Origin of the sequence: Bradyrhizobium sp. WSM1253 (genome assembly GCF_000244935.1) — a bacterium.
Lineage (GTDB): Bacteria > Pseudomonadota > Alphaproteobacteria > Rhizobiales > Xanthobacteraceae > Bradyrhizobium > Bradyrhizobium canariense.
In genome coordinates this window covers 2,238,356-2,253,028 of record NZ_JH600073.1, presented here as the reverse complement: position 1 = coordinate 2,253,028, position 14,673 = coordinate 2,238,356, and the positions used below count along the sequence as shown (strand labels likewise).

Here is a 14,673-nt window from a genome sequence, read left to right as displayed (position 1 = left end):
CACTTGGGATTAGGTGGACTTGATGAAAACCGAACGGTTGGCATTGGCATCGGGCTTTGCGCCTGCTTCACGCCAGGACTGGCACAAGCTGGTTGATGGCGTGCTAAAGGGAGCGCCGTTCGAAAAGCTGATTGGTAGGACGTACGACGACTTGAGAATCGAGCCGATTTATCTCCGCGCGAAAGACATTGCACTAGTCGACGGGCGGGCACCCGCGGCGCCTTGGCAGATCATGCAGCGCATCGATCATCCAGACGCGGTGACGGCCAATAGGCAGGCCCTTCACGATCTGGAGAATGGGGCGACGGGCCTGGCGCTCGTCTTTGCCGGCGCCAACAGCAGCCGCGGGTTCGGTCTCGATCAAACGGCAGGTACCGTCGCCAAAGCTTTAAAGGACGTCCACCTTGATGCCGGCATCGGGATTGAACTCCAAATTGGTACAGACGGGCGTAAGACCGCGATCCATGTTGCGGAATATGTGAAGTCGGTCGGTCTCGATCCTGCCGTCTGCGACATTCGATTTGGGCTCGATCCGCTGGGCGCGTGCGCCCTAAGCGGACGCAGTCCATACACTTGGGAAGAAATCGCACGGAACGTTGCCAGCACGATCAAAGGGCTTGTAACGCTGGGGTTCAAGGGGCCGTTTGCCGCGAGCGACGGGCGTATCGTTCATGACGCCGGCGGCTCAGAAGTGCAGGAGCTTGCCTTTGTGCTCGCCTGCGGCGTGGCATATCTGCACGCTATGGAGGCAGCGCGCATTCCGCTGGATCAAGCGCGAAGTATGATCTATGCGCGACTCACTGCTGACGCCGACCAGTTTTTGACTATGGCTAAATTCCGCGCGTTGCGACTCCTCTGGGCGCGCATCGAATCGGTGTGCGATGTGGCGCCGAGGCCGCTGTTCATTGCTGCTGACACGTCCTGGCGCATGTTGACCCGGCGCGATCCCTACGTAAACATGTTGCGCGCTACCTTGGCTACATTCTCTGCGGGAATCGCCGGTGCCAATGCGATCACAGTCCTGCCGCACACGTTGGCGCTCGGCCTTCCAGACTCGTTTGCCCGGCGCGTGGCCCGCAACACGCAGCTTCTGCTGCTGGAGGAAAGCAATCTTGCCAAGGTTAGCGATCCTGCCGCAGGTGCTGGCGGCATTGAGGCGCTAACAACGGAGCTTTGCGAGGCGGCCTGGAGGAGTTTTCAAGAGACTGAAAATGCGGGCGGCATTTTTGCCGCTCTACAGCAAGGAACGCTTCAGGCGAAGATCACAGCTACACGCACAGCGCGCTGTGCAAATCTCGCGAAACGCAGCGACCCGCTGACCGGAGTGAGCGAGTTCGCAAACCTTGGCGAAGGCGCAGCGGCGGTACTAAGCGTAAGACCGATGGCTCTTCCGCTTAGCTTTGATCAGAAGTTCGTATTCGACCCACTGCCGCCGATCCGGCTTGCGGAACCGTTCGAATCGCTCCGCGATAAGTCCGATGCGATATTGAAGCTACTCGGCGCGCGGCCGCGAGTGTTTCTTGCTAATCTCGGCACACCGACCGACTTTACGGCCCGCGCGACATTCGCCAAGAGCTTCTTCGAAGCGGGAGGAATTGAGGCTATCGACGGCGCCGGCTTCGCCGACCCAGCCGAGCTTGCCCTCGCATTCACGGGCTCTGGTGCCGAACTTGCCTGCCTTTGCTCCAGCGATAAGATCTATGCGGAGTGCGCCGAAATCTCCGCCCACGCGCTTCAGCAAGTCGGAGCTAGGCACATCTATTTGGCGGGACTTCCCTCTCTATCCGAGCCCGCGTTTCGGCGGGCTGGCATCTGCAGCTTTATTCACGTCAGTTGCGACACCTTGGCAACGCTAAATGCCGCTTACAACCGGATCCAAAACCCGAAGGTTTCCGGATAATCGACAATCGAACGCGAACACTCAGATGTCATCCATCAGCGTTATCCCGAATTTTGCAAGTATTGCTTTCGAAAGGTGCTCGGTCGCCGCTTCTTCCGTTTCCGTCGATCCGTGGGTGACTCCGGAGGGCATTCCGGTCAAGTCGGCATACGGAGAAGCAGATATCGCCGGGCTCGATTTCCTTGAGACCTGGCCAGGCATCGCGCCGTTCCTGCGCGGTCCCTACCCGACCATGTATGTCAACCAGCCCTGGACGGTCCGGCAATATGCCGGCTTCTCCACGGCGGAGGATTCCAACGCGTTCTACCGCCGTAACCTCGTGGCCGGACAGAAGGGCCTCTCGGTCGCCTTCGATCTCGCCACCCACCGCGGCTATGACTCCGATCATCCGCGCGTCGGCGGCGACGTCGGCATGGCCGGCGTCGCCATCGATTCCATCTACGACATGCGCACGCTGTTCGCAGGGATTCCGCTCGACCAGATGAGCGTGTCCATGACCATGAACGGCGCAGTGCTGCCGATCCTCGCGCTCTATGTCGCCGCCGCCGAGGAACAGGGCGTGCCGCCGGAGAAGCTGTCGGGCACCATTCAGAACGACATTCTGAAAGAGTTCATGGTGCGCAACACCTATATCTATCCGCCGGCGCCCTCGATGCGGATCATTTCGGACATCTTTGCCTACACCTCACAAAGGATGCCGAAATACAATTCGATCTCGATCTCCGGCTATCACATGCAGGAGGCCGGCGCGACGCAGGACCTCGAGCTCGCCTATACGCTCGCTGACGGCGTCGAATATCTGCGCGCCGGCCTCGCCGCCGGTCTCGACGTCGACCGCTTCGCGCCGCGGCTGTCGTTCTTCTGGGCGATCGGCATGAACTTCTTCATGGAGGTCGCCAAGCTGCGCGCCGCGCGCCTGCTCTGGGCCAAGCTGCTGAAGCCGTTCAATCCCAAAGATCCTCGCTCGCTATCGCTGCGCACGCATAGCCAGACCTCGGGCTGGTCGTTGACCGCACAGGATGTCTTCAACAACGTGATGCGCACCACCGTGGAGGCGATGGCGGCGACCCAAGGCCACACCCAGTCGCTGCACACCAACGCGCTCGACGAGGCTTTGGCGCTGCCGACCGATTTCTCGGCGCGCATCGCCCGCAACACCCAGCTGTTCCTGCAACAGGAGAGCGGCACCACCCGCATCATCGATCCCTGGGGCGGCTCGTATTACGTCGAGCGGCTGACGCGCGACCTCGCGGCCAAGGCGTGGGGCCACATCCAGGAGGTTGAGGAACTCGGCGGCATGGCCAAGGCGATCGAGGCCGGCCTGCCGAAGCTGCGCATCGAGGAAGCCTCGGCCAAAACCCAGGCCCGCATCGATGCCGGCAAGCAGGCGGTGATTGGCGTCAACAAGTACAAGCCGACCGACGAAGCTCCGATCGACATTCTCAAGGTCGACAACACCAATGTCCGCCGCCTGCAGATCGACAAGCTGACGCGACTGAAATCCGAGCGCAACCAGAAGGACGTCGAAGCCGCGCTCGCCGCGATCACGCGTTCGGCCGGGGAAGGCAACGGCAACCTGCTGGCGCTGGCGATCGACGCGGCGCGTGCGAAGGCAACCGTCGGCGAAATTTCGGACGCGATGGAGAAAGTGTTCGGGCGGCACCGCGCCGAGATCAAATCCATCACCGGCGTCTACAAGCGGGAGGCGTCCAGCATGGGCAACCAGGTCGAGAAGGTTCAGGCGCTGATCGACGCGTTCGAGGAAGCGGAAGGCCGCCGTCCGCGCATCCTGGTCGCCAAGATCGGCCAGGACGGCCACGACCGCGGCCAGAAGGTGATTGCGTCGGCGTTCGCCGATATCGGCTTCGACGTCGACATCGGGCCGCTGTTTGCGACAGCCGACGAGGCCGCGCGGCAGGCGGTCGAGAACGACGTCCACATCCTCGGCGTCTCCTCGCTCGCGGCCGCGCACCTCACCGCGGTGCCGGAGCTGAAGGCCGCGCTGAAGAAGCAAGGCCGCGAGGACATCATGATCATCATCGGCGGCGTGGTGCCGCCGCAGGACTATGATGAGCTCTACGCCGCCGGTGCCGAAGCCATCTTCCCGCCCGGTACCGTGATCGCAGACGCCGCGGATCAGCTGATCCAGAAGCTCAATGCTCGGCTCGGGCACAGTGAGGCGGCATATAGTAAGCGCCACGGCAGATAGTAACGGCGTATCGGTCCAGATTGAAAGCTCAAAGCCGGGGCGTCGAACGTACGATTTGATCCTGCAGTCCGCAGGCAAAGTGCCTAACAGCGCAAATCTGGGCTTGGAGAAGATTGGTGTAAGATGCGACGCAAAGGTTTCGTTGCAGTCAATAGGCAAATGCGGACGAATTTGCCTCATATTTTCGCGATCGGCGATGTCGCGGGTAACCCGATGCTCGCCCATAAGGCGGTTCACGAGGGGCATGTCGCGGCAGAAGCGGCTGCCGGGCTCAAGAGCTTCTTTGACGCGAAGATCGTCCCGAACGTCGCCTACACTGATCCTGAGGTGGCCTGGGTTGGCATCATGGAACATGAAGCGGCCTCCTCAGGCCGGCACGTTAGATCCGCGAAGTTTCCGTGGGCTGCCTCGGGCAGAGCGATCGCCTCGGGCGCGTCTTATGGCATGAACAAGCTGATCATCGACCAAGAGACGCACCGCATCATCGGCGGTGTGAACGTTGGCCCGCACGCTGGCGACATGATTGGAGAAATCTGCCTGGCGATCGAGATGGGCGCCGATGCAATTGATGTCAGCAAGACCATCCATCCGCATCCGACGTTCGGAGAGACAATAGGCCTGGCTGGCGAAGTGTATGAAGGTGTTTGCACGGATGTGTTGCCGGGTCCGAAGAGATCGACCAAGCGCGCGAGCCACTAGAAATCCAAAAACCTGAGCCGGCATCAGGTGCCTCGCTGCCGTTCGTTCATAGGGGACCCGAATATGGCGGGGAGTTCTCGCAGGGAAGTAAAGGTACCTTTGAGCGTTCAAGAGGAGGAATTTGCCGCGGCATGTCGAGACTTCGTTCTGGAGACGAAACCTGATCTCGCGGCATCCATCGTCATTGTAGACAACCAGCTCAGGATTGTGAACGATCCCCATGTTCGGCTCGCGTTTGTAGAACTTGGTCTTGCCAGATTGGTACGAGTTCTACATCTCGCAATCGAGGGCAAGGCGATTGCGCTCAAAAGAGTGCCAAGACTCCTGTTCGATCTGGCGAGCTATAGAAGGAAGATACTCCGCGCGCTAGGTAGGGACGATTGAGGACAGCCCCTCGGGTCACTAGCACGATTCATTCAGCGCGCAGAGTCATGGAATAGATACTCATCGACGCAACGGGGACCGGCAGTCATCCCTTGGCAGGAGATTCGGATCTCTGAATTGCAAAGGCGGGTACGGCGGTGCGGGCATTGCGAGATCGGAGCCGGGCGATGAAATGAACCGGACGCGTGGAGCCTGGTGATCGGGACCTTCCAAGTCTCGCGCGCGCTCTTTGTCGTGCTGTCGAAATCGTACGACCCGTCAAATGCCGGAAACGGTGCGGAGAGATGCCGACTTCAGCACAAAATGCGGTCTGACATGTACGATAGTATTGCTGCCGGAGGTCGGTCGTTGGGTTTCTACGATCGAATTCCGCATTCGGCGTCTGCGAAAGATTTGCAATCTTTCGTTTTCCTCCCTCTACTCGGCCCGGCGCGATCGCCGGGCCCTTTTTCTCGGCTGCTGACGATATCTAGTGCCGCTCGAAGCCGGTTGATCAGCGTCGTATGATCTTCTTCAAGATTTCGGTGAGCGCTCGAAATTCATCTTGGGTCAGCGGAGCGAATGTCTCGCCGGAAATCTCGCCAATAGTTTCAATCGCTGCGTCCGCTATCCGTCTTCCCTTCTCGGTCAAATCTATCTCGCGTCGCCGCGGATCCAGAGGGTCTTTGGAGCTCTTGATGAGGCCGCGAGATTTCAGGCGATTGATAACGCCGGTGATGGTCGCCGAATCATAATGAATTAGCCGTCCTAAGTGGTTTTGCGAGCAAGGGCCTACCTCCTTCAATTTCGCTAGCGTCGAGAATTGGGGCCCCGTTAATTCTTCAATCATCTTAGCGGCAAAGATGGACGTGTGAGTACGGAGCGCGACTCGCAACAAAAAGCCCGGTGCGTCATCCAGCCGGTACGAATCTATAGCTTCTTTCACTTTCCCGGCCGCGCGCGGCTTTGTCATGGGTTGCACCACTTTTTGCTTCCTTGCCGTAGGTTGCCTCAGTTCAAGAAATACAGGCCTCAAGCTCCGAAGGTCTCCGGTGCCGGCCGATTGTCTACATTTCCCGACCTAGGAAATCCATCTTTGTTCGACTTCATTCTGTTTAATGCGATTTGCTTCGTTGAGAGCCCCGGAAGTGGCTCGCTTCGATGCGTCCGTCGTTCGCATATCGAAATCCGCTCCGCCTAAGAGGCAAACCCATTCTCGCACGCGCTGGGCTAGACCGATTCGCTCCGGCTTGCCTCCGATCACGGGAAGAGAACATCTAATACTTGCAAGCAAGTGCAGCACTTGCATACAAGTGATAAATGTTGTAGTGTCCTAAGATTGCTCCCCGGACCTTGGCTTCACGCCTTACGGACCGGCGCACCAAAGTACCATCGGATTTGCGTATGTCGGCGATTGACAACATGAGTTCCGTTCGGCCCGACCTGATCGAAAAGGTTACGGGCCGCGCCGAGTACGTTACCGACCTGACGGTTCCGGGGATGCTGCATGGGTTTGTGGTTCGCTCGCCAGCCATTCATGCCCGCATCGCTTCTATCGATTCGAGCGTTGCACGGGCCATGGACGGCGTTGTGGACGTGCTGATCGGCGAAGACGTCGCCTCGTTCGGTAACTGGGGCGTTGTGCTTAAAGACCGGCCGATCATTGCGACCGACCGCGTGAGATATGTGGGCGAACCCGTCGCCGTGGTGATCGCGGAGACAATCGAGATCGCAGAAAACGCCGCAGAACTAGTCGATGTGGGATACGATGACCTTCCGCGCGCAACGACCATCCAGGAAGCCCTGGCGGAAGAAGCGCCGCTCATCCACGAGCGCCATGAAAATCTGGAAGACTTTTATTTCAAGGGCGGCGCCCGGCCGACCCAGAACACCAACATTTTCCACACTTACCGGAACAACGTCGGAGACGTTGACGCGGCGGAGGCGACCGCAGCGTATATCCACGAAGATCGCTTCACTTTCCCGGCCATTTCTCACTTCGCAATGGAGCCGCATGCGGTCATTGCGGATTTCCAGCGGGACTCTCTGACGGTTTGGGCAGGTGCACAAACGCCGACCGCTGTTCAGAAAGTGCTATCGCGCCTCTTCGGGCTGCAACTGGCCAAGGTCCGGGTGATCGTTCCGTTTGTCGGCGGAGGGTTTGGCGGCAAGGCCTCGGTGAAGATTGAGCCTTTGGTCGCCGCTGCTTCGTGGAAGGTGCAACGCCCGGTCCGGATTGCCCAATCCATAGCTGAATCGATGCTCACGTGCAGAAGGTTGGGCGCCGACATCACGATTCGAACGGCTGTGGACGCCAACGGACGGATCCTCGCCAAGAGCGCCAAACTGCTGCTCGATGGCGGGGCATATTCCGACACAGGCTCGGCCGTCGCCACTAAAGCGGCAAATCGCATCATGGGCCCCTACGCGGTGCCCAATCTGCGTCTTGAGGCCTGCGCGGTCTACACGAACACCGTTCCAGGTGCGGCGTTCCGCTCGATCGGGGGGCCGCAAGCTGTTTGGGCCAAAGAATCGCACATGGATAATGTCGCGGCGGCAATCGGCATGGATCCGTCCGAGTTTCGGTTGCGGAATTTGGCGTCCCGCGGTGAGCGCATCCGCCCCGATTTGCGGGCGTTCGATATGGATATGAGTGAGCTGATGGGCCGAGTGACCCAGTCGTTCGCATCGGAGGTGAAGGCCTCCAACCGGCAAGCGCGCGGATTGGCAGTCGCCGCGACCGATCCGGCCAATACGCCGATTAGTAACGCGATCGTACGTCTCAAGATCGACGGGTCGATCCTCGTTTCGGTCTCCAGCATTGAAGTCGGCCAGGGCGCGCACGCGACCATGGCGCGCATCGCATCGCAGACCTTGAAGCAGCCAGCCTCCGCGGTAACCGTCTTGCGCACCGATACGGCCGTCGCCCCTTACGACTGGGGCACAGGCGCAAGCCGATCGACCGTGGTCGTCGGCCTTTCCGTCGAGAATGCCGCACTCGACGCAGCCGATCAGATACTCGAAATGGTTGCTGATGTTTGGGAGCTTCCCCGGGAGAACCTCTCGCTTGTTGAGGGCGGTGTCACGACCGGATCCGAGGTTCTCACTTTCCACCAGATTTTTCACCGCACGCTGGGTGTCGATTCGGGAGAGGTCATCGGCCGCGGCGCGATTACGCCACGCTCGAAGAAGGGCGCCCTGGTTGAGTCCCCTCTGTTCTGGGAGACTTCCGCGGGCCTCGCTGAAATCATTGTCGATGAAGACACCGGCGAGATCCATGTCACCCGATATGCCAGCGCCGCTGACGTCGGCCGCGTGATCAATCGCGTTGCGGCGGAAGGGCAGGACGAGGGGGCTGCAATCATGGGCCTCGGACACGCACTTTATGAAGTGCTGGAGTTCGAGGATGGCCAGCCGGTCAATGCGACGCCGATCGATTATTCGATACCGCGCATCTCCGACGTTCCCCCCGTATTTGACACCATCCTTGTCGAAAACGGCGACGGTCCCGGTCCAGGCGGCGCCAAGGGAATGGGCGAGGGAGCGATCCTTCCGGTCGCGCCCGCGATCGCCAATGCGCTGTACTCCGCCTACGGCATTCGGATCACCGAGCTGCCAATGACGCCCGAAAAGGTATGGCGCGCCCTGCAGAAGAGGAACTGAATTCATGGAATTCAATATGTCGATGGTGGTGCCCGCGACGCCGGCGGAGCTTTGGAGCACGCTGATCGACGTCCCTCGCATATCGGGTTGCATCCCCGGCTGCGAAAACGTCGAGGAAATCGAGCGGCTTGCAACTTACAAAGCGACCGTCAAACAGAAGATCGGCCCGTTCAAGGTCGAGGTCCCGGCCGACATCATCGTTGAATCGATAACGGAGCCGTCTCACGTCCGCACGCGCGCCACGGGCCGCGACAAGATCACCGGGACGAGGCTGGCGGTTGTTCTCGACGTGACTGTGACGCCGGAAGGGGCGGGGTCCACATTCGCCGTGGACGCGAAGGTCGACGTGCAAGGTCGCCTCGCGACTATGGGGTTCGGCGTCATCAAGCGTCGCGTCGATCAGAACTTCGAGGAGTTCGAGAAGCGGCTCAAAGAAATGTTGGGCGCGACCTGATCATGCTGCCTTCACCCTTCGCATTCGAGAGGCCTTCGACGATTGCCGGCGCCGTACGTGCGGTCGGAAAGTCCGGTGACGGCATGTTCTACTCCGGCGGAACTGAATTGCTACTGGCGTTGAAGTTGCGCGTCATCCATACGGACCGGCTCATCGACATTAAGGGAATCAACGGACTTGACCGCATTGCTCTGAACGATGCGAATGACATCGAACTCGGTGCGCGCTGTACGCACAACAAGATCGCCAATGATCCTGTTATTCGCGCGCATGTGCCGGCGCTGTCCTCGCTCTGTGCCAACGTTGCGAACATCAGGATCCGCAGCGTTGGAACGATCGGAGGCAATCTGTGCTTCGGAGAGCCCCACGCCGATCCGCTGACTATGCTCGCGGCCTTGGACGCACGGCTGGTGCTTATTGGCCCCAGCGGTACGCGTGTCGTTCACGCTGACGATTTCATCCGAAGTGAGCTGGAAACGGTGCGGGAGCCGGATGAGCTTCTGACAGTCATTGCGTTTTCGCGCCCTACCGGACCGGTGACCTATCGGCGGTTCAAGCATGGTGAGAGGCCCTCGGTGAATGTCGCGATGGCTTGGTCGCTGGGCCCCAGCGGAAGGACGATCAGAAGCGCCCGCGTGCGGGTCGGAGCGCTCGGTTCGCGACCTCAGCCTTTGAAGGCTATCGAAGATGTCCTCCAGGGCATATCCGTCGCTGAAGTCCGCCCGGCGATCGAGGCGGTGCTCCCGACGGCGCTGGGCGAGTTGGAAGTCAACGAGGATCGGCATGGCGGCGCCGAATATAAGCGGCACCTTGCAGGTGTCTTGCTTCTGCGAAACGCGGACGAGGCGATCGCCGCAGCCGGGAGCGCGTGAAATGACACATGTGCTGCCCATTTCGTTCTCGCTGAACGGCCAGGCGATCGCGATCGACGTTCCTGCCCATACGCTATTGATCGACCTGATCCGGGATCGCCTTGGCCTGAAGGGGACGAAGCGCTCCTGTGACATGGAGGTGTGCGGCGCCTGCACCGTTCTGCTCGACGGTGAGCCGATCTCGAGTTGCACCACGCTCGCCGTCGATGTCGATCAGCGGGAGGTCACGACGATCGAGGGCGTAACGCCGCCCGAGGGCCTATCGCGGATTCAGAAGGCGTTCGTGCTTCACGGCGGCCTTCAGTGCGGCTTCTGCACGCCGGGCTTCATTATGGCTGTCACAGCGTTGCTGAAGGCGACGCCGCACCCGACTGACGAAGAAATCCGTCACTACCTGCACGGCAACCTCTGCCGCTGCACCGGATACACCAAGATTGTCGAGGCCGTAAGGAGCCTTGCCGCCGAGCAAGTCTCCGAAGACGCCGCCGAGCCCGTCGCAAGATAGCGCAATGTCGTTTGGAGATATCATGATTCTTGAACAGGTCAGTAAATCGAGTGTCCTCATTGCCGGCGCCGGCATCGGCGGCTTGGCGATGGCGCTTTCGCTGCTTCGTCGCGGCATCGATTGTGACGTATTTGAGCAAGCGTCCGAGTTGCGCGAGGTCGGAGCCGGCCTTTGGATCTCCATGAACGGCGTGCGCGTTCTTCGGGATCTCGGCCTCACCGAACAGGTCGAGCAGAACTGCATCGCGGCCGAGCGACGCTCGATCCGGCTCTGGAACACCGGTGATAGGTGGCCCCTCTACAACCGCAGCTCCGACGCGGCGCGCAATCAGCCCTATCTGCTGCTCCGTGCTCACCTGCTGAAGATTCTCGTCGACGGCGTGCGCGAGTTGAAGCCGGGCGCCATTCATCTGAGCGCCCACGTTGTCGGGTTCAGTCAAGACGACGAAGGGGTTCGGGCCAAGCTTGCTGATGGCTCCGAAGTCGAAGGACGCGCGCTGATCGGCGCTGACGGTGCGCATTCGAAGGTCCGCCTTGGCCTCATCGGCAACATCGAGAGCGAGTACACGAAGGCCATCGCCTGGCGTGGTCTCGTGCCCGTCGACCGCCTTGCGCGGCATCAGCGCGAACCCGAGGTGGCAACCTGGATCGGACCCACCGCTCATGTCACTGCCTATCCGGTCCGTTGGCAGAACACCGTCATGATGACCTTTTCGGGCCAGGTCGACCATGACGACTGGCTCCTCGAATCCTGGTCGGAGAAGGGTTCTGTCGAGGAATGCCTGAAGGACTTCAAGGGCTGGCATCCGGACATCATCGAACTGGTCGGGAATGTGGATACCCTGAACAAGTGGGGACTGTTCGTGCGGCCGTCGCTGGGTACGTGGTCGAAGGGATGCGTCACCCTGCTCGGCGACGCCTGCCATTCGATGCTGCCGTACCTCGGGCAGGGCGTGAACATGGCCCTGGAGGATGCATCCGTCCTCGCCCGTTGCTTCGAGGAGAATCCCGATGACATCGCGGCGGTATTCAAGACGTATCAGGGCCTGCGGCTCGATCGCACCACCAAGGTCGCAAAGTCGGCGGCCGGCATGCTGCCGATCTTTCATAACCAGGCGCTGTGCAAGCCGGAGACAGCGGGTGACTACATCAAGACCCAGTGGGCACCGGACGCGACGGCTGCGCGATACGATTGGATCTACCAGTACGACGCGGCCACCGCGCCGCTTCACTGACATGCTCACGATTGTGACCTCTGGAGCGCAACAGTGACTGGCACCAGGCACCCCTGGGACGACGTGATACCGCTGGACGAGCGCGAAACCTATGCCCTCGCAGGGCTGGGTGGTGCGGCGGGATTCGGCAGACGACCGGCGTTGCTGGTCATCGACGTGCAGTATCGTTCGGTCGGCGACCGGCCGATGCCGATCCGCGACGCGATCAAGCAATACCCCACCAGCTGCGGCGAGGCCGGTTGGCATGCGATCGCACACATCGCCGAATTGGTGCTGCTGTTTCGCGAGAAAGAACGGCCGGTGATTTTCCCGCATGTCGCGCGGAAGGTAGGCCAGGACCAGGGCGCGTTCTCCGCGAAGATCCCGGGTATCATGCGGATCCCGTCCGAGGGCTACGACTTCGTCCGAGAGGTGGCTCCGGAGCCCGGCGAGTTGCTGCTGCCGAAAACGCAGGCAAGCGCGTTCTTCGGCACTCCGCTTGCGACGTATCTGATCGGTGCCGGCGTCGACTCGCTGGTGGTGACCGGCTGCACGACCAGCGGCTGCGTGCGGGCCTCGGTCGTGGATGCGTGCGCGTTGAACTTCAAATCAATTGTGCCAAGCGACGCGGTCTACGACCGCTCGCCCACGTCGCATGCCGTTAACCTGTTCGATATTGCGAGCAAATACGCGGATGTCATGCCGACGGAGGCCGCCATTGAGCGGCTTCGCGCGCTGTCGGATGACCACATCGAGGATCAGCAGACGTGAGCAGTGCCGCGACATCCGGATTGCTTTACGGCGCCAATGTGCGAGCCAACGGCATTCGGCAGCATTACCTGCGGTTCGGCGGAGCCGGGCCGGCGATCATCATTGTCCCCGGCATCTCGACGACTGCGGCGCAATGGGCCTTCATCGCAGAGCGTCTGTGCTCCGGGCACGACGTTTTTGTGCTCGATGTCCGCGGTCGCGGCCTTTCCGAAAGCGGCCCGCATCTCGACTACTCGCTCGACGCATGCGCATCCGACCTCATCGGGTTCGCTGAAGCGCTTGGAATGGGCTCTTATACGCTGATGGGTCACTCGATGGGTGGCCGCATCGGGATCCGCGCCGCGCGTTGGCGGCCGTCGTCCATGGACCAATTGATACTGGTCGACCCGCCAGTTTCCGGTCCTGGACGTCGCGCCTATCCGATTCCGGTCGAACCGCTTCTCAAATTGCTGCAAAGCGCGAAGCGCGGAGAAGCCGACGCGGCGCTACGGAGCCCCTCTGCTCCACGGTGGCCCGAGCAGCACATCCGCACCCGGGCCGAGTGGATGCACACCTGCGACGAGCGAGCGCTCATCGAGAGCCACAAGGGGTTTCATCACGATGATATTCACCGCGACCTCGCCCATCTCAGCGTTCCGACCGCATTGATCGTTGCGGGAAGCGGAGGGGTCATTCGGCCCGAAGATGAAGAAGAATTTCGCAGATTGCTGCCGTCGATCGCGACCAGGACGCTGGAAAGCGCGGGTCACCAAATGCAAGTCGACGATACCGAGGGTTTCCTTTCAATCGTTGAAGAGCTTCTAGCGCGACCGCACGATCGGTTCGACGGTCGCGTGTCTACGTTCGGCAAACAGGAGGTCAGTTAAGATGTCCCGACAAATCGTTGATGTTGAAATGCTCGAGCTCTTCAAGGCCGAACTTACGCTCTGCAAGGTGAAGAAGGACGAAGTCGTTGCGGTCCTGAGTGGCGGCGAGGATCAGCAGGAATATGCTCACGCTTTCATGCTGGCCGCGCGGAGCCTGGGCGCAACAACCTTTCATCTGAATGTGCCGAAGTACGGCCAGGGCAAGGTCGCGGGCTTGCAGGGCCGGCATGCGCTCACGGGCAACCAGCCCGCGATCGATACGCTCAAGCGCGTGGACATGGTGATCGATCTCCTCGGGTTGCTATTCTCTCGTGAGCAAGCCGAAATTCAGGAAGCTGGCACGCGCATCTTGCGCGTGATGGAGCCATTCCACATCCTTAAGAAGATGTTTCCGACTGAAGATCTGCGTCGGCGAACCGAGCTCTCTCGAACCCTTCTCCAGTCAGCCAGAAAAATGCGGATCACGTCGCCGGGCGGAACGGACGTAACTTATGGCCTGAAGCAATACCCGGTCATTTCCGAATACGGATACACGGATGAGCCCGGGCGCTGGGATCACTTCCCGTCAGGCTTTGCCTTCACTCAGGCGACCGACGGCGAGGTTAACGGCACGGTGGTGCTGATGCCAGGTGACATCCTCTGCGCGTTCAAGCGCTATATCCAGTCGCCGGTCACGTTGACCGTAAAGGACGGTTACATCGTCGATCTCAAGGGCGAGGGGACCGACGCGCTCCTCATAAAAAACTATATCGACAGTTTCGGCGATCCGCGCGGTTGGGCGATCTCTCATATCGGCTGGGGATTGAACGAGCGTGCCACCTGGCACCACATCGCGGCCTCCCAGGAACTCTCGTCGGAGCACATCATGAATGCGCTTTCGTTCTACGGGAACGTCCTGTTCTCGACGGGTCCGAACACGGAGCTCGGCGGCACGAATGACACGCCGTGTCATTTGGACATCCCGCTTCGCGGCTGCAGCCTGTGGCTCGACGATATCCACATCCTCGACAAAGGCGACTTTGCTTATCCGGAATTGAGAGCGCTGGGCCGCTAGGCCTAGCTCATCAAAATCTGTGCCCGGAGCCGCATTTGCGACTCCCAATGACGCGGAAAGCGCTCGGTAACGACCATCACTTGTCCAGTTTCTTTTCGGGAAGC

Annotated in this window: 12 protein-coding genes; 11 read left to right on the top strand and 1 reads right to left on the bottom strand. The window is 60.5% G+C overall.

Annotation, left to right across the window (positions count from 1 at the left end):
* Window positions 1-22 precede the first annotated feature (22 nt).
* The 3 genes from BRA1253DRAFT_RS12280 to BRA1253DRAFT_RS12270 all read left to right on the top strand — a co-directional run bounded on the left by BRA1253DRAFT_RS12280 (window position 23) and on the right by BRA1253DRAFT_RS12270 (window position 4,808).
* Complete coding sequence (locus BRA1253DRAFT_RS12280) at window positions 23-1,900, top strand: methylmalonyl-CoA mutase family protein (protein ID WP_007594435.1); 1,878 nt, start codon at window positions 23-25, stop codon at window positions 1,898-1,900.
* A gap of 34 nt (window positions 1,901-1,934) precedes the next feature.
* Window positions 1,935-4,109: a methylmalonyl-CoA mutase gene (gene scpA / locus BRA1253DRAFT_RS12275; protein WP_035995140.1), complete on the top strand. Its 2,175-nt coding sequence runs from the start codon at window positions 1,935-1,937 to the stop codon at window positions 4,107-4,109.
* Between the two features lie 159 nt (window positions 4,110-4,268).
* Window positions 4,269-4,808, top strand: a complete 540-nt coding sequence (locus BRA1253DRAFT_RS12270; protein WP_051058417.1) for an FAD-dependent oxidoreductase — start codon at window positions 4,269-4,271, stop codon at window positions 4,806-4,808.
* Between the two features lie 877 nt (window positions 4,809-5,685).
* Here the strand turns inward: BRA1253DRAFT_RS12270 and BRA1253DRAFT_RS12260 are convergent.
* Window positions 5,686-6,144: a MarR family winged helix-turn-helix transcriptional regulator gene (locus BRA1253DRAFT_RS12260; RefSeq protein ID WP_035993203.1), complete on the bottom strand. Its 459-nt coding sequence runs from the start codon at window positions 6,142-6,144 to the stop codon at window positions 5,686-5,688.
* A 431-nt stretch (window positions 6,145-6,575) separates the two neighbouring features.
* Between BRA1253DRAFT_RS12260 and BRA1253DRAFT_RS12255 the strand changes: the two genes are divergently transcribed.
* Genes BRA1253DRAFT_RS12255 through BRA1253DRAFT_RS12220 form a run of 8 tightly spaced genes read left to right on the top strand, consistent with a single transcriptional unit; the run spans window position 6,576 to window position 14,569 of the window.
* On the top strand, window positions 6,576-8,834 hold the full coding sequence (locus BRA1253DRAFT_RS12255) for a xanthine dehydrogenase family protein molybdopterin-binding subunit (protein ID WP_007594427.1): 2,259 nt from the start codon (window positions 6,576-6,578) through the stop codon (window positions 8,832-8,834).
* Window positions 8,835-8,850: 16 nt separating this feature from the next.
* Window positions 8,851-9,288, top strand: coding sequence for a CoxG family protein (locus BRA1253DRAFT_RS12250; RefSeq protein WP_231142519.1), 438 nt, complete (start codon window positions 8,851-8,853; stop codon window positions 9,286-9,288).
* Window positions 9,289-9,290: 2 nt separating this feature from the next.
* Entirely contained in the window at window positions 9,291-10,160 is an 870-nt protein-coding gene (locus BRA1253DRAFT_RS12245) for a xanthine dehydrogenase family protein subunit M (RefSeq protein WP_007594422.1), read from the top strand.
* Between the two features lies 1 nt (window position 10,161).
* Window positions 10,162-10,665, top strand: a complete 504-nt coding sequence (locus tag BRA1253DRAFT_RS12240; RefSeq protein ID WP_007594419.1) for a (2Fe-2S)-binding protein — start codon at window positions 10,162-10,164, stop codon at window positions 10,663-10,665.
* Between the two features lie 22 nt (window positions 10,666-10,687).
* Window positions 10,688-11,899, top strand: a complete 1,212-nt coding sequence (locus BRA1253DRAFT_RS12235) for an FAD-dependent monooxygenase (RefSeq protein ID WP_007594417.1) — start codon at window positions 10,688-10,690, stop codon at window positions 11,897-11,899.
* Between the two features lie 33 nt (window positions 11,900-11,932).
* Window positions 11,933-12,649: an isochorismatase family protein gene (locus tag BRA1253DRAFT_RS12230; protein ID WP_007594416.1), complete on the top strand. Its 717-nt coding sequence runs from the start codon at window positions 11,933-11,935 to the stop codon at window positions 12,647-12,649.
* Window positions 12,646-13,515, top strand: a complete 870-nt coding sequence (locus tag BRA1253DRAFT_RS12225; RefSeq protein WP_007594415.1) for an alpha/beta fold hydrolase — start codon at window positions 12,646-12,648, stop codon at window positions 13,513-13,515. Before BRA1253DRAFT_RS12230 ends, BRA1253DRAFT_RS12225 begins: the two co-directional genes overlap by 4 nt.
* A 1-nt stretch (window position 13,516) precedes the next feature.
* Entirely contained in the window at window positions 13,517-14,569 is a 1,053-nt protein-coding gene (locus tag BRA1253DRAFT_RS12220) for a hypothetical protein (RefSeq protein WP_007594414.1), read from the top strand.
* The last annotated feature ends 104 nt before the right edge of the window (window positions 14,570-14,673 follow it).